Here is a 19,448-nt window from a genome sequence, read left to right as displayed (position 1 = left end):
CGGTCGTACGCTAGCCGTATGGCGGACAAGGAGCGCGTGACGATCACGATCCCGGCGGAGAGCGCGGCCGCGCTGCGCAGGCTCGCCAAGGAGAAGCGCATCGAGTCCGTGTCGGCGTACGTGACCGAGGCGGTCGAGGAGCGCCTCGGCCGCGAGGAGCGCGCCCAGCGCATCATCGAGGGCTGGGCCGCGGAGGTCGAACGGGCCGGCGTCGAGGAGTGGGCCGCGGCGGTGGAATGGGCGCGCGCCTCCGACCGGCGGGGAGACGACGCAGGGGGCGCTGCCGCGTGATCGGCGGGTACATCCTCGACGCCGGCGCGATAAGGCAACTCGTTCTCGGCCGCCCCTTCATGGTGGCCCGGGTGGTCGTCTCGGTCGAGCAGATCCAGGTCCTGTACGTACCCACCACGGCTCTGGCCGCCGGCCTGATCGGCCACGACATCTCACCCCGCCGGCGGGAACAGGTCGACACCGCCCTCGCCGCGCCGGTCTTCGAGTTCCACAGTCTCGACCGCCCGGCCGCCCTGGCGGTCGCCGAACTCGCCACGATGGCCCAGGTCGACCTGGCCACCGCCCACACCGGCCACCTGGCCCTGCGGCGACCGGGCTGGCCGGTCATCACCGACCGTCCGGCCGAGCTGCACAAGATGAACCCGGGCATCGAGACGGTCGACCTGCCGTAGCGGGCCGATCGCCCCGGCCGTCAGGCATCCTCCGCGCGCGCCGCCGCCTCCTCGGCGCGGCGGCGGGCCGCGCGGGCCTCGGCGGCGGCCTCCCGGGCACGGCCGCGCGCCTCCCCGACCTCCTCACGGGCGGCGCGGTGCCGCTCCTTCGCCGCCCGCAGCCGCTCGGCCAGCTCGGCCTCCTCGTCCGCCGCCTCCCGCAGCCGGCCCTCCGCCCGGGCGAGTTCGTCCTCCCGCTGCCCGGCCCGCTCCCGCGCGGCGTTCGCGTCCTTCTCGGCCCGGACGCTCCGCGCCCGAGCCTCCTCCCGCGCCTTCCTCGCCCGCTCAGCCTCCTTCTTCTCCCGTTCCGCCTCCTTCTTCCGCCCGCCGTCGGCGGCAGCGGGCCGGGAAGCGGGACGGGAAGCCCTGCGCGCCACCGTTTCCGCGGTTTCCGCGGTCGTGACGGCGGCGAAGCCGACCGGCGGGCTGAGGGGCCTGGTCAGGCAGCCCGCGGCCCACTCCCGCGCGGCCTCGGGGTCGGCGAGGACGGCGTGCAGTGTGGTCTCGACCTCGTGCCGTACGTCGTCCCCGACCGGCTGCCCGGCCTCGGCGGCCAGCGCCGTCGCCTGCCGGGCCAGTGCGCCGACCAGGTCGTGCTGCCGGCGCCCCAGCTCCCGCAACTGCTCGCCGTCGAGGTCCCGGTGGGCCTGGCGCATGCCTTCGCCGAGGCTGATCAGGGGCTGCACCTGCTCGGGCAGACGGCGTACGAGCAGGTTGCTCGCCCACGCGGACAGCGTCGGGCGGCGCAGCGCCTGGATGTCCCGCGCCAGCTCACGGTCGCCCGCCGTACGGGCCGCCGCCACACGCTGGTTCCTGGTGGCGGTGAAGTCGGACGGGGGCAGCCCGTACAGCTCGGCGGTGACGCTCTCCAGGTCCACGGCTCTTCTCCCTCGTCCCTCGTCCCGCCGGCGCCCGGCACCGGTCGGCGCCCGGCGGGAAGGCCGGGCGGCCTCCGGGCTGCGGCCGGCGTGCCCGCGGGGCCGGAGCGGGCGCGCGGGACGCCTGCCGCGGGCCGGGTCGGGCGGGCGGGACGACTACTTCGGGCCGGGCTCCTGTGCGCCCTGCTCGTCGTTGTCGTCCCGCTCTCCCTCCGCCTGGGACGGCGTCGTCTGCCGTGAGTCCTCGTGCGTCTCGCCCTCGCGCTCGCCCTCTGCCTGGGAAGGGGACTGCTCGCTCATCGTGTGTCCTCACTGCTGGAAGCCGTGGACGGCCGGCCGCCGTGAACGGGGCACGGCCCTGCCTACGCCATTTTCGGCGGTGAGCGCCTTTCCTGCGATCCGGCGGGCCCGCCCCGGGCCTTGCGCGTGCTGATCGTGGCGGCGGACGGCTTCACACGGTGGGCTTGCGCAGTTCCTCGTTGAGACGCAGGGCTTCTTCGAGCTGGTCTTCCAGGATGACGATGCGGCAGGCCGCCTCGATCGGCGTACCGCTGTCGACGAGTTCGCGTGCGCGGGCCGCGATGCGCAACTGGTAGCGGGAGTAGCGGCGGTGGCCGCCGTCGGACCGCAGCGGCGTGATGAGCCGTGCCTCGCCGATGGCCCGCAGGAAACCGGGCGTGGCGCCGATCATCTCGGCGGCGCGGCCCATGGTGTACGCGGGGTAGTCGTCGTCGTCGAGCCGGTCGGTGGTGGGTCTTCTGGTGGCGTGCGGATGGGTTTCTTGCGTCATTTGCACCTCTTCTGGGACGCGTCGAGGGGCCCCGGCGCCGTATGGCACCGGGGCCCCGAGGGGGTACAACACGATCCGCCGGCTCCAACTGCACCGGCTGCTGCTTCCGATTCGCTGAACTTCTCGCTGACTTCGTTGGCTACGCCAGGAACCTTAGCCGCGCGGTGCGTGGATGTCTACCGCAGCCGCAACAGATTTTCGGGCGTGCCGCGCGCGGGATCAGCCGGCGCCCCCGCCGTCGACGCGCAGCCGCACCTGTCGTTCCAGTCGCTCCAGGCTGTCGTCGAGCGCGGCGTGCACGGCCTCCTCGCCCGGGTCGTGGTCCTGGTCGAAGAAGGACAGGTGCACGGTCACCTCGGTGGCGCCGCTGCCGAGACCGGCCACCTGGAGCCATCCGGTGTAGCTGCCCTGGTCCCTGGTGCCCCACTCCAGCCGCATCTGGTCCTTCTGGGCCCGCAGCAGCGCCGAGGTGTCCTTGTCCGTGCGGTCCTCGTGGACGGTGACGGCCGGCAGCTCCCCGGCCCGCACATGGAGTGCCGTCGGCATCCACTGGTCCAACTGGTCGACGTTGGCCGCCTGGTCGAAGACATGCTCCGGCAGTGCGGGCATTGTGCGAGAACGCTCGTATTCGGTCATCACCACACCATTCCTCGGCCCGGAACCGTACGACGCACGCTTGCCCGGCGAGCCGGACACGAAGCCGTACGCCGGCCGAACAACCACCCGTTCGCAGGAGACCGCCACGGCCCGGAGATCACCGGCCGGTCGCCGCGCCGATCAGCCGGTGCATCACGGCCTCGGGAATCGCCGGGTTGGCCGCGGCGTCCCCGGCGGTCCCGCAGTCGTGCAGCAGGCGTGTGATCACCCGGGCGGGGAGCCGGGGGTCGCGTGCCGCGAAGGACCGGACGGCGCTACTGGAGTCGTCGAGCAGCCTGATCACCGAGGCGGGCGAAAGCCGGGGATCCCGAAGGGCGCGCAGCCTGACCTCGGGGTGCGGGTCCCTGCTGTGCCGTTCCACCAGCTCCGACGTCGCCTCCGGGTCCCGCAGGGCCGCCTGACGCATCCTCGGGTGCGGGTCGTCCGCGAAGCGCAGCAGGTCCCGGCGCGGGAAGTTGGGGTGGTCGAAGGGGCTGCGCCCGCTGAGGCTGCCGGCCCACTCCCGGAAGAGCTCCAGGAGCATGGGGCCCGGCGCGTCGTCCGCGTTCTCGTTCAGGAAGATCCGTACGACCCGGTGCTCGTCGCGGGCGAGCAGTTCGACCACGTCCGGGGGAAGCCCGGGGACACAGGCCACGCTGCCGCGCACCAGCAGATGCGCGGAGGACGCGCAGCGGCGCAGCAGTTCCGGGTCGTCCCCCGCGGCGAGGACCCAGTCCAGGGGGTGCAGCATCGCGCCGGGGTCGATGTCCACGGGGATCGAGGCGCGCTGCCGCTCGGAGAGGACCGGGTGCGTGGAGAGCGTCAGGCGCAGGCGCTCGTCGGCGTCCTCGGCCAGGGCGAGGACCAGGTCCGGCGGGAGGTGCGGGTTCTCGGCGAGCGCGGCGCGGCGGTCCGCCGTGTCACGCCCGCTGGAAGGGTCGCCCGTGGCCCGGGCCGTCCCGCCCGGGTCGCGCCCGGCGAGGTGCTCGGCCAGTTCGCGGGTGGGGACGCACTGCCGGGTGGCCCGGTCGCGGTCCGCCTCCGACGGCAGGGCGGCGAAGACGGAGCGCGGCATGGGCACGCTCCGGTGGTGGGCGAGCAGCGCCTCCGTACGCACCGACGTGTCCGGGTCGTCCAGGAGCCGGGCGCGTGTCCCGGGGGTGAGGCGCTGCCAGAGCGGGCCGCAGACCGCGCTCCGTACGGTGGGGGCGGGGTCCCGTGCCAGTACGGCCGCGACGTCGGCCTCCGGGTCGTGGCGGGCGGCCACCGCCCGGCGCACCGAGGCGGCCGGGTCCGCGGCGAGTTCGCGCAGGGTCGCGGCGGGCAGGGGCCGCCGGTGCTCGACGAGGAGTGCGCGCAGCGCCGACGGGAACCCGGTGATGAGCCGGGCGCGCTGCTCGGGGGTGAGATCGCGGTGCTGTGCCAGGTCCCGCCTGACCTCGCGGTCGGGGTGGGAGATCCAGTGCTCGATCAGCTCCGGCGGGAGGGAGCGGTGGCGGAACAGGCCGGACTCGACCGCCAGGAGCCGGGAGAAGACCGGCAGGGTGAGGGCGGCCGGATTGCGGGCGAGCCCTTCGATCCAGGCCCCGCCGATCCGGCTCATGGTCCGCCCGGCCACCGGTCGTAGCAGGCCGCCCGGCCCTGTGAAGGGCACCGAGTCCCAGACCGCGTCGCGCTCCTCGGGCGTCGTCTCCCGCGCCAGGGCGCGCGCCGCCGCCTCGCGCCGCTCCCGCACCCCGGTCTCGACGACCAGCCAGACCGTGTACTCCTCGCCCGTCACGCCGATCAGGGTGTCTCCGTCCAGGGAGAGCGTCACGAATTCGTGGCCGGTGGTGCCCGCGAGGTCCCAGCGGTCGATGAGGCGCACCTTCGACCAGTAGTCGTGGCTGAAGATCTGGACGAGGAAGGCGCCGTCCGGGCCGATGAGCCCGTGCTCGGTCGCCAGCCGGTACCACTGGGCGTCGACCTCGGCCGCCAGGGACGGATGGTCGAGGCGGACCTCGGTGGTGGGCTCGACCTCCTGCCCGATCATGGCACGCCAGGCGGCCCGAGGCGCGAGGACGTCGCCCTCCGCGCCCGCCCCGAAGTCCACCAGCTCCAGCCCGGCGCGGTCGACCACGTCGTGCAGCGTCTCTCTGCCCCCACCCGTCATGCACCCATCATGGCTGGCGCCGAACGGGGCCACCACCACCGCCCTTTGACGCTGTGGGTCCGTACGGCTCGCACGCTGTGCCGACGCCGGCGAGTACGGCGGTCCGTACCGGCGGCGGGCGAGCGGCAGGCGGGCGAGCGGAAAGACGCCGTCGCCCATCCGCATGCCGAGACGCCCAGACAACCGCCCGCGCGATCCCTTGACGCGTTCCACTGGTCCTCACATACTGGCGGCCAAATCGATTTGGCCGAGTCGATGTGGCCCCCGTCCCGGGCCGGATCACGGTCGAAACCGGAGCGAGCCGAACGGAGCTCGAACGTGCCCAGTCCCCGCCCCGCTTCCCTTCACCCCGAGCCGCCCCAGCCCGGACCGATCCACCCCGTGGACGAATCCCGCCCGATCGGCAGAATCCTGCTCTTCGGCATCCAGCACGTACTCGTCATGGCCGCGACCCCCATCTCGGCCATCTTCCTGATGAGCGCGACCCTGCAACTGGACCCCGGCCTGACCGTCGACCTGCTCTCGGCGGCCTTCCTGCTGTCCGGGGCCGGCAGCCTCATCCAGTCGCTCGGGCCGTGGAAGTTCGGACCCAGACTGCCCTTCGTCATGCTGCCCGGAGGCGCCCCCCTCATCCTCTTCCTCGCCATCGCCGAACAGCACGGACTGCCGACCGCGACCGGCGCGGTGATCATCACCGCCGCCTTCTACTTCGTCGTACTGCCCGTCTTCTCCCGGCTCCTCGCCTTCTTCCCCGCCCTCGTCATCGGCACGATGATCGTCATCGTCGGCGTGAACCTGGTGAAGGTCGGCGCGCTGCTCGTCACGGGCCGTCCCGGCCAACCGGGCTTCGCCGACACCACCAACCTCCTCCTGGGCCTGGCGACCATCGGCTTCACCGTCGCCTTCTACTGGCTGTTCACCGGCGTACTGCGGCAACTGGCCGTCATGCTCGGCCTGGTGGCCGGTACGGCCCTCGCCTTCGCCCTCGGGTCCGTCGACGCCGGACGGGCGGCCGAGGGCGGCCTGCTGAGCGTCCCGCAGCTCCTGCCGTTCGGGTCGCCCGAGTTCAACCTGCTGGCCGCCCTGCCGCTGATGCTCTACAGCCTCGCCTCCATGGCCGAGGCGACCGGGCAGACCGTCATCAACGCGGAGGCCGTCGGCAAGGAGATCGACAAGCGTTCGGACGTGCCCAAGACCATCCGCGGCGACGCGCTCACGTCCCTGTTCGGCGGCTTCTTCGGCCTGCCGCTCATGGTGACCAGCGGCGAGAACATCGGCATCGTCCGCGTCACGGGCGTCCGCAGCCGGTACGTCACGGCCGCCGCCGGCGTCGTGCTCATCGCCATCGGGTTCCTCGCACCGGTCACCCGCGCGATCAGCGTCGTCCCGTCGGCCGTCGTCGGCGGCACCGCCATGGTCGTCTTCGCCGTCATCACGGTGCTCGGCGTGCAGATGCTGGGCCGCGCCGACCTCGACCGGCACACCAACACCTTCGTCTGCGCCGTCGCCATCGCGCTGGGCCTGCTGCCGATCCTCGTCCCCGGCGTGTACGGGGGCTTCCCGTCCGGCGTCCGCATCCTGCTCGAAAGCGGCGTGGCCGTCGGGGCGTTCGTCGCCGCCGTCCTCAACATCCTCTTCCACCACGTACGGCCGCGGCTCACGCGCGGCGCGCCGCTCCCGGCCCCCGCTCCGGCGCAGACCGGTGAGCCCGCCCCGGCCCAGAAGTCCTGACCACCCCACCGGAATGAGCACGATGACCTTCCTGCCCGACCCGCCCGACCAGCCCGGCCTCCACGGCCCGGCCCCCGACCGGCTGCGCGCCGACGGCGAACCCCTGCTCCTCGCCCCCGACGCGGTGCTGACGCCCGACGGGCCGATGGACCACTACGCGGTCGTCGTCGACGGCGGCACCTTCCTCGCCGTCGGACCCGCCGAGCGACTGGAGCGGACGTACGCGCACCTGACGCCCGTACGGCTGCGGGGACACGTCCTGATGCCCGGCTTCGTCGACGCGCACCACCACCTCACACAGACCTTCGGCGCCGCCCTGGCCTTCGGAGAACCCTCAGAGATCTTCCGCCGGCTCTGGGTGCCCCTGGAGGGCGCTCTGGACGAGGAGGCGGTGTACGTCGCCGCCAAACTCGCCGCGCTGGAGTCGCTGCGCGGTGGGTTCACCACCGTCGCCGAGGCGGGCACCCGCGCCGCCGTGGACGTGGAGCTGATCGCGGCGGCCGCCCGGGACGCGGGGATCCGGTGCGTCCTCGGCCTCGTGTGCAACGACGCCGACGGCGGCGCCGACACCTCGACGACCCTCGCCAAGGCCGAGAAGCACCTCGTCAGGTACTGCACCGAGGAGCTGATCCACCCCTCCCTCGCCGTTTCCGTGCCGGAGGCCGCCACGGAACACACCCTGCGCGACACCGCGCGGCTTGCCGCCGCCGCGGGCGCCGTGGTCCAGATCCACGTCAACGAACACCTCGCGGCCGTGGAGCGCTCCCTCGTCCAGCACGGGCTGCGCCCACTGGAGTACCTGCACGAAGTGGGCGCGCTCGGCCCGCAGTTGCTCGCCGCGCACGCCACCCTGCTCACCCCGCGGGAACTGACACTGCTCGCCGACTCGGGCGCCGCGGTGAGTTACAACCCCGTCGCCAGCGCCTGGAAGGGCAACGCGGTGGCCCCGGCCACCACCATGGCCGAACGCGGGATCCGGTTCGGCCTCGGCACCGACGGCACCCGGGGCGACGCCTTCCGGCTGACCGAGGCCGCCGAGTTCGCCCAGCGGCTCGCGTACGGCCTGTCCACCGGCGACTCCTCATGCGGCGCCGGCTGGACCTGGCTGGACCACGCGGGCCGGGGAGGCGCGGACGCCGTCGGGCTCGGCACGCGTACCGGCCGCACGGAGGTGGGAGCCGCCGCCGACTTCCTGCTCGTCGATGTGAGCGGCCCCGAGATGCGGCTGTCGTGGGACCTCCCGTGGGAGCTCGTACGGCGGGGCAACCGCGACCAGATCACCGCCGTCTTCGTCGCCGGCCGCCTGCGTCTGTGGCGCGGCATGCCGCTGGACTGGGACGGTCCGGCGCTGGTGCGGCGGGCCGCCGAACTGAGCCGGGACGTCGTGCTGCGGGCCCCCGTGACCCGGGTCCACCCCACGTCGACGGCCGCGCGGCGCGCCGGGGCGGAGCGGAGCACAGCACGGTGAGCGCGCAGACGCTGGCGGTCCTCGCGGCGACGGTCGCCGTCGCCGCGTTCGTCCAGGGCAGCAGCGGCCTGGGCTTCGCGCTGATCGTCGCGCCGGTGGCGGGGCTCCTCGATCCGGCGCTGGTCCCGGTCTTCGTGCTCGCGTCGATGATCCCGCTCAACCTGTACGTCGCGTGGCGCGAACGGGACTCCCTCGATCTGCGCGGCGCGGGCTGGATCACCGCAGCGCGGCTGGCGGCCACACCCGGCGGGCTGGTGCTGCTGTGGGTCGTCCCGGACCACCGCCTCGGCCTGTTCGTCGGGGCGGCGACCGTCCTGGCGGCGGTGGTGAGCCTGGCGGCCCCGGCGTTCACGCCCGGGCGCGGGGCCTACGTCGCCGCCGGGGCCGTCACCGGCCTCACGGAGACGGCGACAGGAGTCGGCGGGCCGCCTCTCGCCCTGGTCTACCAGCACCGGCCGCCCGCCGAGCTGCGCTCGACGGTGGCGGTGTGCTTCCTGGTGGGCGAAGTCGCCTCGCTAACCCTGCTGTTCGCGACCGGGCAGGGGAGTCCCGTGCAACTGGGCTGGGCGGCCCTGTTGCTGCCCGCGCTGGCGGCGGGGGCCTGGTTGAGCCGTCTGGTGCACCACCGCTTCGACGCCCGGCGGATGCGCCTGTTCGTGCTGGTCTTCGCCCTCGTCTCCGGGGCGGTGCTCATGCTGGCGCCGTGACGCGCAGGGACGAGGCACGGGGGACGACGCGGGGCTCGGGCGCCGTCGCGACCGCCGGGGCGGCCGCGTCCGCCGGTTGCGGCGCGCCGCCCAGCCGGGCGAGCAGCAGCTCCACCGCGTCCGCGGCGGCCCGGTCGAGGTGCAGCTCGACGGCGGTCAGCGGCGGTTCGCAGGTCCGGGCCCGCAGACCGTCGTACCGCGTCACGACCATGACGTCCTCGGGGATCCGCCGGCCGCTGTCCCGGATCGCCCGTACCGCGCCCACCGCGAAGGCGTCCACCAGCGCGCAGACCGCGTCGGTCTCGGGGTGCTCGGCCAGCAGGGCGGCGCAGCGGTCGTAACCCGCCTGCTCGCCGCCCTCCTCCGGGGCCGTCGCGACGAGCGGGGTCCACCCCTGCCCGGCGGCGGCGCGCTCGTACGCGGCGCGGGCGTCGACCGCGGAATGGCGGGAGCCGGCGCCGATGATCAGGGCCGGCCGGCGCGCCCCCTGCTCCCGCAGGTGCGCCAGGAGCAGATCGACGACGAGGCCGCCGCGCAGATCGACGTACGGGGCGTCGTCGCCGGGCGCCACGGGGCGGCCGAGCGCCACGTACGGCAGGTGCCGCTCCCGCAACTGGGCCACGGCCATGTCGTCCGCGTCGGGTTCCACGACGATGGCGCCGTCGATGTCCAGGGAGTACAGCGCCGAACCCGACTGCACGGGCGGCACGAGGACGAGGGCGTAGTCGTGTACGAGCGCCCGCTCGGCGGCGGCCGCGGCGACCTCCATGTAGAAGCCGAGCCGGGACGGCCCGCCGGCCACCGCGAAGGGCATCGACGAGGCGAGCGCGATGGCCTTCGCCTGCCCCCGGCGCAGCCGCTGGGCCCGGAGGTTCGGCCGGTAACCCAGCTCGCCCGCGACCTGCTTGATGCGTTCGCGGGTGCGGGGGTCGACCTTGCCGAGCCCGTTGAGGGCGTGCGAGACGGTCGTCCGCGACACCGCGGCGGCCTTGGCGACGTCGGCGATCGTCGGCGGCCGTGCACCGGGACCGGAAGTGGGCATCTGCGCTGACGCTCCTCGCTGGCTCTGACGAACGGGTGACAGCCACATCTTCGCCGACCGGAGCCGCCTCGCACACGCGTACGCCGTATCGCGGGTTGCTCCATTGGGCGCAAACGGGCCGCCCGGCGGCGTGGGCTTCCGCCCGGACGAGACGCCGCCGGTGACGATGCCGAGCGGTGGACAAGGTTCCGCTACGGAGTCGGAACCGGCGGTGAAGAGGAGACCTTGTGACGGCTGCACCGGGCGTTGCCCTCCCGCGCGAACCGGTACCGGGCGGCGGCGGCCCGGGGCGGGGGAGCGGAAAGCACCGTCTGCTCCGCTCGCGGACCGGCGTCTGGACGACGGCCCTGTGCCTGCTGCCGCTCGGACTGCTCGTGGCCGGAGCGTGGCTCGGCCGCCATGTGCGCCCCAGCGCGGACGAGTGGTGCTTCCTGCCCAAGGTGCGCGACCTCGGTGTCTGGGGAATGGTCGAGAAGTTCTACGTCATGGACAACGGCCGCGTGGGCAACGGCCTGCTCGTCGGGATGTACGCGCAGTTCCCCGTCGCAGGACACCAGTGGTTCGCCCTGGTCAGCGGCGCGGTCGTGCTCGGCGTGCTGTGGGCGCTGACGCTTTGCGTGCTGCGCAGGTCCGGACGGACGGCGCCCCGGGGCGTCCCGCTGCTCGTGGCCGCCATGACCACGGCGGTCTTCCTCTTCGCCACACCCAACACGTACAAGACGTTCTACTGGCCCGCCGCCTCCGTCTCGCACACGCTCGCTCCCGTGCTGGCGTGCGCCGCCGCCCTCCCGCTCCTGGCGGCCCGCGGCCGCCGGGGCAGGATCGCCGCCCTGGCCGTCGTCTTCGTCTCCGGCGTCTTCATGGGCACGCTGTCGGAAGAGGCGTCGGTGGTCTGCCTGGTCGTGCTGGCGGCCGTGGTACTGCTCGGGCGCTGGATCTTCACCGAGCGGGCCCGCGCCGCCGCCCGCTGGTGGTCGCTGGCCGGCATGGCCGGAATCGGCATCGGCACGCTCGTCCTGATGACCTCGCCCGGCGGTCGCAGGCGGCGCGAAAGGTTCGGTCTCGAAAGCACCTCGATGCTCGCCCCCGAGTCGCTGATCGCGTCGGCGCGCGGCTACGCGCACATCCTGGAGACCGTCCTCACCACCTGGCAGTACGCCGGCGCCCTCGCGGCCGGAGTGCTGCTCGGGCTGCTCGCGCGCGGCCGGGCGGCAGGCCCCCCCGTCCTGCTCCCCGTCCGGCCGCTGCTGTGGACGTCGTTCGGCGCCCTCGCCTTCCTCGTCTCGGGCTACCTCTGCACCGTCATCACCTACCCCGTCTTCGGCGCCCGCGTGATGACCGCCCAGCGGACCTGGAACGACTACCTGCTCCTCTACGTCCTGCTCCTGGTGGGCGCCGGCGCCTTCCTCGGCCGTGCGCTGCGACGGCGCGAACGGCGTACGGGCATGGCGACGGCGGCGGCCGGCGTGGTCTGCGCCGTGGCCGTCTGCGGGCTCGCCGTCCCGCTGCACGACCTGGGCCAGGACATGCGCGTACGGGCGCAGAAGTGGGACCGCCAGGACCGGTTCCTGCGCGCAGAGGCGGCGAAGGGCGCGGCGTCGGCCCCGTACACACCGCTGTCGGTCGCCGGGACGCTGGAGCCGTTCGGCGGCAAGGGGCGCCACACCTGGCCGGCGGGCTGCGTCGCGGACTACTACGGCCTGGACCGGGTCACTTACTCGACTCGGCTTCCGTGACCCGCGCGTCCGCCCCCGGCGGCGGCGCGCCCGCCGCCCGGTTGCGGGTGGCGGCCGCGCCGGACGTGATGGCCCACCGCGCCAGCAGGAAGGACAGCGGGGTGACGAGGACGCCGGCGGCGAGCGCGGAGAGGTTCTCGGGCAGGCCGAACCCGCTCACGGCGACGTAGAGCAGGATGCCGCTGCCGACGACGTTGACCGCGCCCGACAGGGGATAGCGCAGGAAAGCCCGCCAGGTCGGCTTCGTGCGGAGGGTGACGTACGAGTTGAGCAGGAACGAGCCGACGACGCTCACCGCGTAGCCCACACCGTGGGCCGCCAGGTAGGGCAGCCAGATGTTCAGCGAGGCGTACACGGCGTAGTAGACGGCCGTGTTGACGACGCCGATCGCGGCGAAGGCGGCGAACTGGCGCAGGCCCCGGGCGTTCACGCCTCCGGCCGGGTCTGTACGGCGGGCTCCAGCGAGAGGCCGGACCCCAGCACCGTGGCCGTCTCGTCGGTCTCGCGGACCACGTAGTGCGGACGGCGCTTCGACTCGTCGTAGATGCGGCCCACGTACTCGCCGATGACACCGAGCGTGGCGAGCTGGATCCCGCTGAGCGCCACGACGGCGGTGATCAGCGTGGCGTAACCGGGGGTCTCCACACCGTCCAGCACGACGTTCGCGATGATCCACAGCGCGTACACCAGGGCGGACAGGAAGAGCCAGAGACCGGTGTGAATGGCGAGGCGCAGGGGACGGCTGTTGAAGGAGATGAGCCCGTCGATGCCGTAGTTCAGCAGGTGGCGCCCGCTCCACTTGGACTGCCCGGCGGCCCGCCGGACGTTCTCGTACGTGAAGCTGACCGTGTCGAAGCCGATCCAGGAGAACAGTCCCTTGGAGAAGCGGTTGTTCTCCGGAAGGGCCAGCAGCGCGTCCACGGCCCGGCGCGACAGGAGCCGGAAATCGCCCGCCCCGTTCACGATCTCGACGTTCATGCAGCGGCGTACGAGCCGGTAGTACGCGCGGCACAGCGCCGTCCGCAGAACCCCCTCGTGCGCGCGGTCGCGCTGGGCGACGACCTGGTCGTACCCGTGCTGGTGCAGCTCCAGCATGCGGGGGACGAACTCGGGCGGGTGCTGGAGGTCGGCGTCCATGAGGACGACCGCGGAGCCCCGGGACATGCGCATGCCCGCCAGCATCGCGGATTCCTTGCCGAAGTTCCGGCTGAATGACGTGTAGCGCACGCGGGAATCGGCGGCGGCGAGGTCCTTGACCACGGCTATGGTCTCGTCGCCGCTGCCGTCGTCGACGTAGCAGACCTCGAAGGTCGAGCCGGTCGGTTCGAGAGCGGCGATCAGGGCCCGGTGGAAGGCCGCGAGCACCTCGCTCTCGTTGTAGCACGGCACGACGATCGAAATCTGGACCATGGTCACACCACTCCATGCACGGTTCCGGTACATGCGCTGCCGCCTCCAGTGGAACGCGGGGGCGCGCCGGGGGCCGTCCCAGGCACTCCACACGGGTGACGGGTCCCGGGACGGCGGTGTGTCCGGAGCAGGGGTGGGGAGGACCGGGCGGCTCAGCCGCCGAGTTCCGCGACCGACGTGTTCAGTCCGCTCGCCACCGCCGAGATGTCCTGGTCGGACGGGTCCGTGCTGTCGAGGCGCCGGGCGAGGTCCTCGGCGGACACCACCTCGATCGCGCCCCGGTAGGCGTCCGACTCCAGATCGGCCGCCGGAACGACCCGGGCGCGGCCCTCGACGACGACCAGCGTCGGCTCGGCCACGCGCGAGCGCAGCAGTTCGCGGACATGGTCCTCAGTGATCACGCCTTCGTCCTCTCCCTCGTCAGCTGTGCCGCTTGCGACGGGCGGGTGTGTCCGTGACACCGCCCTCGCCGGACCGCCGCGCGCCGGATTCCTCGCCGGACGACTTGACACCGGCGAGGCTTTCGCCGTCCGCCGTGCCGCCCTTGGCCGGATAGCCCTCCTGGGCGCTCGCCGTGCCCGGCACCACCCGCTCCTGCGCCTGGTGCTCGGCTCCGGAGTGGGCGCCAGGGCCCTTCTCCGTGCGCGGCCGGGGCTCGCGGTCCGGATGCCGTGATTCCTTCTCACTCATTGCGCACACCTCGTTCCTCGGTGTCTGCGGCCCTCGACGACCCGCGGGCCGTCACGGCTGAGGGGTACCCGCGGGACGGGAGGGATAACTGACCGGAGCCGCAGTCCGCCGGGGCGGAACGCACTCACGCCGGGACGAGACCCGGCCGGCCGGCCTCGGTGACGAACGAGGCGGCCGTGGTGAGGGCCCCGCCCGGCCGGGTGACCTCCGAGACCGTCCGGAAGTCCGCACGGGCCCGCTCCGCTTCCAGGGTGATGACGGTGTATCCGCGTCGGCCGTTGTAGAACTTCAGGTGCGGATTGGCCCGGACGAGGCTGTCGAAGTTGTCCGGCCGGTCGGATCCGTCCTTGCCGCTGGAGAGCGACGTGGTCGAGATCTCGGTGCCGACCGTGCGCGAGGCCGGGTCGTCGAAGTCCTTCTTCAGGTCGAAGCCGTACCCGACATGGGCGTCCCCGGCCAGCACCAGCAGGTTCTCGACACCGGCCGCCTCGGCGCCGTCGAGGAACCGCTTCCGCGCGGCGGGGTAGCCGTCCCAGGCGTCCATGGAGATCTTGTAGTCGGCGGTAGGAACATCGCGCCGCCGCGCGAACGTCACCTGCTGCGGTACGACGTTCCAGGTCGCTCCAGCGCCCTCCCAGCCGTCGAGCAGCCACCGCTCCTGCGCCGCGCCGGTCATGGTGCGCGAGGCGACCTCGGCCTCCGGGCCCGGCTTGTGCCAGCCGCCCCCGTAGGCCCGCGGCGAGCGGTACTGCCGGGTGTCGAGCACGTCGAACTGCGCGAGCCGCCCGAAGCGCAGCCGCCGGTAGAGCCGCATGTCGGCCCTGTCCGGCCGCTGCGGGGAGCGCAGCGGCTGGTTCTCCCAGTACGCGCGGTAGGCGGCGGCGCGCCGGAGCAGGAACTCCTCGGGCGGCACGTTGTTCTCCGACGTGTCGTCCGCGTAGTTGTTCTCCGTCTCGTGGTCGTCCCACGTGACGACGAACGGATGAGCGGCGTGCGCGGCGATGAGGTCCGGGTCGGACTTGTAGAGGGCGTACCGCAGCCGGTAGTCCGCGAGTGTCCTTGCCTCGCGGTCGAAGTGGGCGGGCAGTTGCCGGTCGGCGTAGGCGCGTGCACCGCCGGCGCCGTCGACGGCGTACTCGTAGAGGTAGTCGCCGAGATGGACCACCAGGTCCACGTCCTCACCGGCCAGGTGCCGGTGAGCCGTGTAGTAGCCGTGGTGGTACGCCTGGCAGGCCACGGCGGCCACCTTCAGCCGCGACTTCGCGGCGCCCCGGGCGGGCGCGGTCCGCGTGCGGCCGGTGGGGCTGGCCCAGGTGCCGGTGCGGAAGCGGTAGTAGTACGGACGGTCGGGGGCCAGGCCGTCGACCTCCACATGCAGGGTGTGGTCGAACTCGGGATGCGCGGTGACGGTGCCGCTCCGCACCTTGCGCAGGAACGCCTCGTCGTGGGCGACTTCCCAGGTGACCACCACCCGCTGCTCGGGCAGGCCGCTGTCGGCTTCGAGGGGGCGCGGGGCCAGCCGGGTCCACAGCAGCACGCTGTCGGGCAGCGGGTCCCCGGAGGCGACACCGAGGGTGAACGGGTTCTCGGTGATCTTCCGGGGGTCGAGTTCCGCGACGCTCGCCGCACCGGCCGCCGGCAGGTCGGTGGCGAGGGCGAGCGCGGCGGCGGCCGCGGTGAGGGTGAGGAAATGACGGCGTCCCAGACGCCGGACGGCGGCGCGGAGCTCAGGCTGGTGACTGTTCATATGCCGCCTGATATGCCCGCTTCACGTCTTTCCTGATCACCGCATTCGAGTGGTGCGGGACCGGCGCGGGAGGTTACGGACGGCCTGCGGGGTGAGCGGTCCACGCCCAGCGCCTTCGGTCCGTCCGGCCACCCGCAGGCCGACGCGTGCGCGCCGGCCGGCGGGGGTGAACACCGCGGAGGGCGGCCGGGACAGGGCCGCCCTCCGGGGTGGTGCGGTGCGGGGGCAGCGGGCCCCGGCCGCCGTACTGGTGGCGCGTCAGACGCCGTTCGTCGCGTCCGGTTCCTTCTGGCGGCGCAGCAGGGCCGAACCGGCGAGGAGCGCGCCGACCGCCGCACAGGACACCGCCGCCGCCTCCGCCCACGCGAAGGACTCGCCCAGGCTGCTGTCCAGCAGGTCCACGGTGCCCACGCTCGCCAGTGCGTGCAGGGCCACGATGCCGATCGCGGTCCCGGCGCTCGCCGCCCAGACGCGTGTGGTGTCCCGTACGGCCAGCCACACACCGAACACCAGGCAGAGCGCGGTGACGGCGAGGGCGAGGGCCTCCCCGTAACCGCCGGACCGCAGGTGCGCGAAGTCCGTCGGCAGGTGGATGACGCCGCAGGCGAACAGGAGGACCGCCGCGGGCCATCGCAGCACGGAACGCAGGGCCGTCGAGGGCGCGCCGTCGGCGAGCGCGTCGCCGACGGAAGGGACGACGCCGCGCGGGGCGGCGGCGGTCGGCCACGCCGTGCGGCCGCCCGGCCGCTCGTCGCCGAGGGCAGGCCTGCGGCCCGCCTCCCCGGTGCCGGACGGCGGCGTCACGGCCGCGGCGCCGGCCTGGTCCTTGCGGGCGGCGGCCGGCTCCCCGGCCGGCGGGCGGTGGTGGTCGCCTTCCTCGTGGCCGAGGATGCTCACCAGCTGCGCCACCTCCTCGATGGGCCTTCCCACGGCAGCGGCGCGCAGCGTGGTGTCGGCCTCGGCCACCTCGTGCCCCGACTCGTGGAGCATGGCGACCAGTTGGCGTACCTCGTCCAAGGGCCGCGCCACGGCCGCGGCGCGCAGGGCCTCGTCGACGGGCCTGTTCAGCTCCCCGGTGTGCCGCAGGAGGCTCACCAGCGCGGCGACCTCCTCGAGCGGCCGGCAGGTCGCAGCGGTCCACAGCAGAGTCCGTATGGGCTCCTCGGCGGAGTCCGGGTCCTGCGCCACGGCGTCCGAGGCGGCCATCTCGGCGGCCGTCGCCTTCGCGGCGGACACCCGCGCGGCGTCCTCCAGGAGGGCGTTCGCCCGCGCGGCGGGGTCGCTCGCCGGCGTCGTGCGCGGGGCGTCCTCGCCCGCGGGAACCGGGCGCGCGCCGCTCTCGCTCGCCGGGGTCGTGCGCGGGCCGCTCCCGCTCGCCGCAGTGGTGCGCGCGGCGTTGTCGGCTGCGGGAACCATGGGTGCGGCGGCGTTGCCCGCCGGGGTCGTGCGAGCGGGCTCGGCAGGGGGAGTCCTGGGCGCGGCGGCGTCGCTCGCCGGGGTCACGCGGCCGGTCTCGCTCGCCGGGATCGTGCGCGCGGCGGGAGCGGCTGCGGGAGGCGGGGGCGCGGCGGGGGCGGCTGCGGGAGCCACGGGCGCGGCGCCGCTCGCCGGGGCCACGCGCGGGCCGGTCTCGTTCGGCCGGGGCGCGCGTGCGGCGGCGTCGTTCGCGGCGGCCGCCCGTGCGGCGGCCTCTTCCTTGGCGGCCGCGTAGGCGGCGGCCGCGTACGCCGCCGCGTCGTCGGGCGGCTGGGAGCGGTCGTCGTTGCCGGGCGTGGAGGACGTTGTCGGGTCGGTTGTCATGGCGCGGCTCCGTTCGCCGTACTTCCGGTGGCACACACCGTCGGTTGCCGTGCGCCGCCTGGACGCACGCTTTGATCCATCAAAGGGGCATACATGCCAATTGCGCCATCCGGGCCGGGCAGAAGGGGGGTTCCGGCCGTCAGGCGGCGGGCACGTCCTCGTCGTCTTCCTCCGTCCGCACCCTGGGCAGCAACACCACGCCCCAGGTGACCAGCACCGCACCGATGCCCTCCGGCACCAGCCACCACCCCGTGCGCACCTCGTCGCCGTACACCAGCATCCCGAGAGCCACGCTGACCAGTGCCTCTCCCAGCGTGAGCGCCGGCTGGGAGGCCACAAGGGGCCCGGACTCCATGGCGTTGGCCAGCAGGAACAGTGCGCAGGCGCCCGACGCCACGAAGCCGTACGTCTGCCAGCAGGCCACGAAGGCGCCGAACCCGTGCTGTTCGAACGTAGTGGTGGAGAACTTCATCAGCGTGGCCGTCAGGGCGTATCCGACGGCGGACGCCGAGCTGAACAGGGCCGCCCGTGCCATGCCGCGCGGCCGCGCCAGGGCGGCCAGTACGCACAGGGTCATGACGCCGCCCGTCGTCAGCAGCGTCACCACCCACACGACCGGCGCGACCTCGGACTGGCGTTCGTACGGCGACGCCGCGGCCAGTGCCAGGCCGAGACCGAAGGCGATCATCCCTGCCGCCGCCCAGCCGGCCGCGGGTAGTCGTCGCCGGGAGACCATGCAGGCGATCAGGAGGGTGAAGGGCAGTTCGCTCACCAGGATGGGCTGGACGAGCGACATCGAACCCACCGTCAGGGCCAGCGCCTGGCAGGCGGCTGCCACGACGATGACGGCGATCCCGCCGAGCCACGCCGCGCTGTGCACCAGGTGCGGGATGAGCCGGAAGCTGAAGGCGTCCCCCGGGGGAACCCGTCGCGCGGCGATCCGCTGGAGCACCGTGCCGGTGGCGTTGCCCACCGCCGCGAGCACGGCGAACAGCACGGCGAGTACGGATGCCACGCGGCGCTTCCCCTTCCTCCGGTGGGCGGCGGCTCAGGGGGTGCGGTCGGCGGGCCGGTTCTCGGGAAGAGGGGGCGGCGCCATTCCCGGCAGCGGTCCCGCGGCCCGGCGAGGCTCGAGCCCGGTGCCGCCGGTCGCGAGGAGTTCACGGGCCAGCAGGGTGAACCACAGCCCGACCAGGAGGACGTGCGCGCGTTGCGGCAGGCCGTGCCAGCCGGGGTGGCCGATCAGCGGGCCGACGGTGACGACGGCCGACACGAGCGCTCCGGCGAGCAGACGCGGGCCCCAGCGGCGGACCAGGGGCGCGCGCGACGGATCGGCGGCCGCCGCCGCGCAGAACAGCGCCATGGAGGCGAAGAGGAAGAAGTGCACCAGCCCGCTCGTGACGGTGTGCCACGGGTGCACGGCCTCGCACGCCGGTTCCAGGGAGGGGGCGCAGCCCATCGGCAGCATGACGTCGGCCAGCGACGACGCCCCGAACCCGCACAGGGCCCACCAGCCGGACCGGGCGGCGGCCCCCGGCAGCAGGTCGCGTGCCAGGAGAGCCCCCGCCATCACGAGCGCGGCGCACGCGATCTCCATACCGCCGAACAGCGCCCTGAAGGGCTGGTCCGCCGCGAACAGCTCGCTCACGTACGCGTGCCGGTAGTCCAGACCCGTCGGCAGCCACAGCTCCAGCAGCCAGCCGTTGTACAGCAGGGCCGCGCCGACGAGGGCGGCCGCCGCGGGTCTGCGCGACCGTCCCGCGACGGGCTGTGCGGGCCGTCCGATCCGTGGGGACCGTGCGCGCTGTGTGGGCGTACTGCGGGTCGAGTGCATCGTGACGCTCCGAACCGGGCGGTCGCGGCGGCACGCGCCGGCGGGACGCTCGGATCGGTGAACGTGGCCGCTGCGCCGCCACGCGGAAGAGGCATGGTCATCCGC

At 73.9% G+C, this 19,448-nt stretch carries 20 protein-coding genes; 6 read left to right on the top strand and 14 right to left on the bottom strand.

What is annotated here, in order from left to right; genetic code table 11:
- Window positions 1-18: 18 nt before the first annotated feature.
- Both ACWGH0_RS22810 and ACWGH0_RS22805 read left to right on the top strand, forming a co-directional pair.
- On the top strand, window positions 19-291 hold the full coding sequence (locus tag ACWGH0_RS22810; RefSeq protein ID WP_453406038.1) for a ribbon-helix-helix protein, CopG family: 273 nt from the start codon (window positions 19-21) through the stop codon (window positions 289-291).
- On the top strand, window positions 288-683 hold the full coding sequence (locus ACWGH0_RS22805) for a hypothetical protein (protein WP_453406037.1): 396 nt from the start codon (window positions 288-290) through the stop codon (window positions 681-683). The genes ACWGH0_RS22810 and ACWGH0_RS22805 overlap by 4 nt, the downstream gene beginning before the upstream one ends.
- A 20-nt stretch (window positions 684-703) precedes the next feature.
- On the opposite strand, the gene ACWGH0_RS22800 is transcribed toward ACWGH0_RS22805, so the two are convergent.
- From ACWGH0_RS22800 to ACWGH0_RS22780, 5 genes are all read right to left on the bottom strand, one after another.
- Entirely contained in the window at window positions 704-1,600 is an 897-nt protein-coding gene (locus ACWGH0_RS22800) for a hypothetical protein (RefSeq protein WP_453406036.1), read from the bottom strand.
- A gap of 156 nt (window positions 1,601-1,756) precedes the next feature.
- Complete coding sequence (locus ACWGH0_RS22795; RefSeq protein WP_453406035.1) at window positions 1,757-1,900, bottom strand: hypothetical protein; 144 nt, start codon at window positions 1,898-1,900, stop codon at window positions 1,757-1,759.
- Between the two features lie 151 nt (window positions 1,901-2,051).
- Window positions 2,052-2,390, bottom strand: coding sequence for a MerR family transcriptional regulator (locus tag ACWGH0_RS22790; RefSeq protein WP_453406034.1), 339 nt, complete (start codon window positions 2,388-2,390; stop codon window positions 2,052-2,054).
- A gap of 219 nt (window positions 2,391-2,609) precedes the next feature.
- Complete coding sequence (locus tag ACWGH0_RS22785; RefSeq protein ID WP_453406033.1) at window positions 2,610-3,026, bottom strand: SRPBCC family protein; 417 nt, start codon at window positions 3,024-3,026, stop codon at window positions 2,610-2,612.
- A 118-nt stretch (window positions 3,027-3,144) separates the two neighbouring features.
- Window positions 3,145-5,178 (bottom strand): PE-PGRS family protein, encoded by a 2,034-nt coding sequence (locus tag ACWGH0_RS22780; protein ID WP_453406032.1) that lies wholly within the window; start codon window positions 5,176-5,178, stop codon window positions 3,145-3,147.
- A gap of 372 nt (window positions 5,179-5,550) precedes the next feature.
- Here ACWGH0_RS22780 and ACWGH0_RS22775 point away from each other — a divergent pair, with 372 nt between their 5' ends.
- From ACWGH0_RS22775 to ACWGH0_RS22765, 3 genes are read left to right on the top strand one after another with little or no spacing between them, the layout of a single operon-like run.
- The gene (locus tag ACWGH0_RS22775; RefSeq protein ID WP_453406064.1) at window positions 5,551-6,909 is read left to right on the top strand and encodes a uracil-xanthine permease family protein; all 1,359 of its coding nucleotides are present in this window, start codon (window positions 5,551-5,553) and stop codon (window positions 6,907-6,909) included.
- Between the two features lie 13 nt (window positions 6,910-6,922).
- Window positions 6,923-8,377: an amidohydrolase family protein gene (locus ACWGH0_RS22770; RefSeq protein ID WP_453406031.1), complete on the top strand. Its 1,455-nt coding sequence runs from the start codon at window positions 6,923-6,925 to the stop codon at window positions 8,375-8,377.
- Entirely contained in the window at window positions 8,374-9,084 is a 711-nt protein-coding gene (locus ACWGH0_RS22765; protein WP_453406030.1) for a sulfite exporter TauE/SafE family protein, read from the top strand. The genes ACWGH0_RS22770 and ACWGH0_RS22765 overlap by 4 nt, the downstream gene beginning before the upstream one ends.
- Here the strand turns inward: ACWGH0_RS22765 and ACWGH0_RS22760 are convergent.
- On the bottom strand, window positions 9,068-10,126 hold the full coding sequence (locus ACWGH0_RS22760) for a LacI family DNA-binding transcriptional regulator (protein WP_453406029.1): 1,059 nt from the start codon (window positions 10,124-10,126) through the stop codon (window positions 9,068-9,070). The genes ACWGH0_RS22765 and ACWGH0_RS22760 overlap by 17 nt on opposite strands.
- A gap of 227 nt (window positions 10,127-10,353) precedes the next feature.
- Here ACWGH0_RS22760 and ACWGH0_RS22755 point away from each other — a divergent pair, with 227 nt between their 5' ends.
- Entirely contained in the window at window positions 10,354-11,862 is a 1,509-nt protein-coding gene (locus ACWGH0_RS22755) for a DUF6056 family protein (protein WP_453406028.1), read from the top strand.
- Here ACWGH0_RS22755 and ACWGH0_RS22750 read toward each other — a convergent pair.
- From ACWGH0_RS22750 to ACWGH0_RS22715, 8 genes are all read right to left on the bottom strand, one after another.
- The gene (locus ACWGH0_RS22750) at window positions 11,837-12,292 is read right to left on the bottom strand and encodes a GtrA family protein (RefSeq protein ID WP_453406027.1); all 456 of its coding nucleotides are present in this window, start codon (window positions 12,290-12,292) and stop codon (window positions 11,837-11,839) included. The two genes, ACWGH0_RS22755 and ACWGH0_RS22750, sit on opposite strands and share 26 nt — an antisense overlap.
- Entirely contained in the window at window positions 12,289-13,272 is a 984-nt protein-coding gene (locus tag ACWGH0_RS22745) for a glycosyltransferase family 2 protein (protein WP_453406026.1), read from the bottom strand. The genes ACWGH0_RS22750 and ACWGH0_RS22745 overlap by 4 nt, the downstream gene beginning before the upstream one ends.
- Before the next feature lie 152 nt (window positions 13,273-13,424).
- Window positions 13,425-13,673, bottom strand: a complete 249-nt coding sequence (locus tag ACWGH0_RS22740) for a hypothetical protein (RefSeq protein WP_453406025.1) — start codon at window positions 13,671-13,673, stop codon at window positions 13,425-13,427.
- A 19-nt stretch (window positions 13,674-13,692) separates the two neighbouring features.
- On the bottom strand, window positions 13,693-13,962 hold the full coding sequence (locus ACWGH0_RS22735; RefSeq protein ID WP_453406024.1) for a hypothetical protein: 270 nt from the start codon (window positions 13,960-13,962) through the stop codon (window positions 13,693-13,695).
- A gap of 124 nt (window positions 13,963-14,086) precedes the next feature.
- Window positions 14,087-15,709, bottom strand: coding sequence for an alkaline phosphatase D family protein (locus tag ACWGH0_RS22730; RefSeq protein WP_453406023.1), 1,623 nt, complete (start codon window positions 15,707-15,709; stop codon window positions 14,087-14,089).
- Between the two features lie 258 nt (window positions 15,710-15,967).
- Window positions 15,968-17,509: a hypothetical protein gene (locus ACWGH0_RS22725; protein WP_453406022.1), complete on the bottom strand. Its 1,542-nt coding sequence runs from the start codon at window positions 17,507-17,509 to the stop codon at window positions 15,968-15,970.
- A 139-nt stretch (window positions 17,510-17,648) separates the two neighbouring features.
- On the bottom strand, window positions 17,649-18,524 hold the full coding sequence (locus ACWGH0_RS22720; protein WP_453406021.1) for a DMT family transporter: 876 nt from the start codon (window positions 18,522-18,524) through the stop codon (window positions 17,649-17,651).
- 33 nt (window positions 18,525-18,557) lie between these two features.
- The gene (locus ACWGH0_RS22715; protein ID WP_453406020.1) at window positions 18,558-19,343 is read right to left on the bottom strand and encodes a DUF998 domain-containing protein; all 786 of its coding nucleotides are present in this window, start codon (window positions 19,341-19,343) and stop codon (window positions 18,558-18,560) included.
- Window positions 19,344-19,448 lie beyond the last annotated feature (105 nt).

This window comes from Streptomyces sp. NPDC054887 (genome assembly GCF_053610585.1).
Note: the sequence above shows the minus strand (reverse complement) of the source record. Positions and strands in the feature narration are given on the sequence as shown.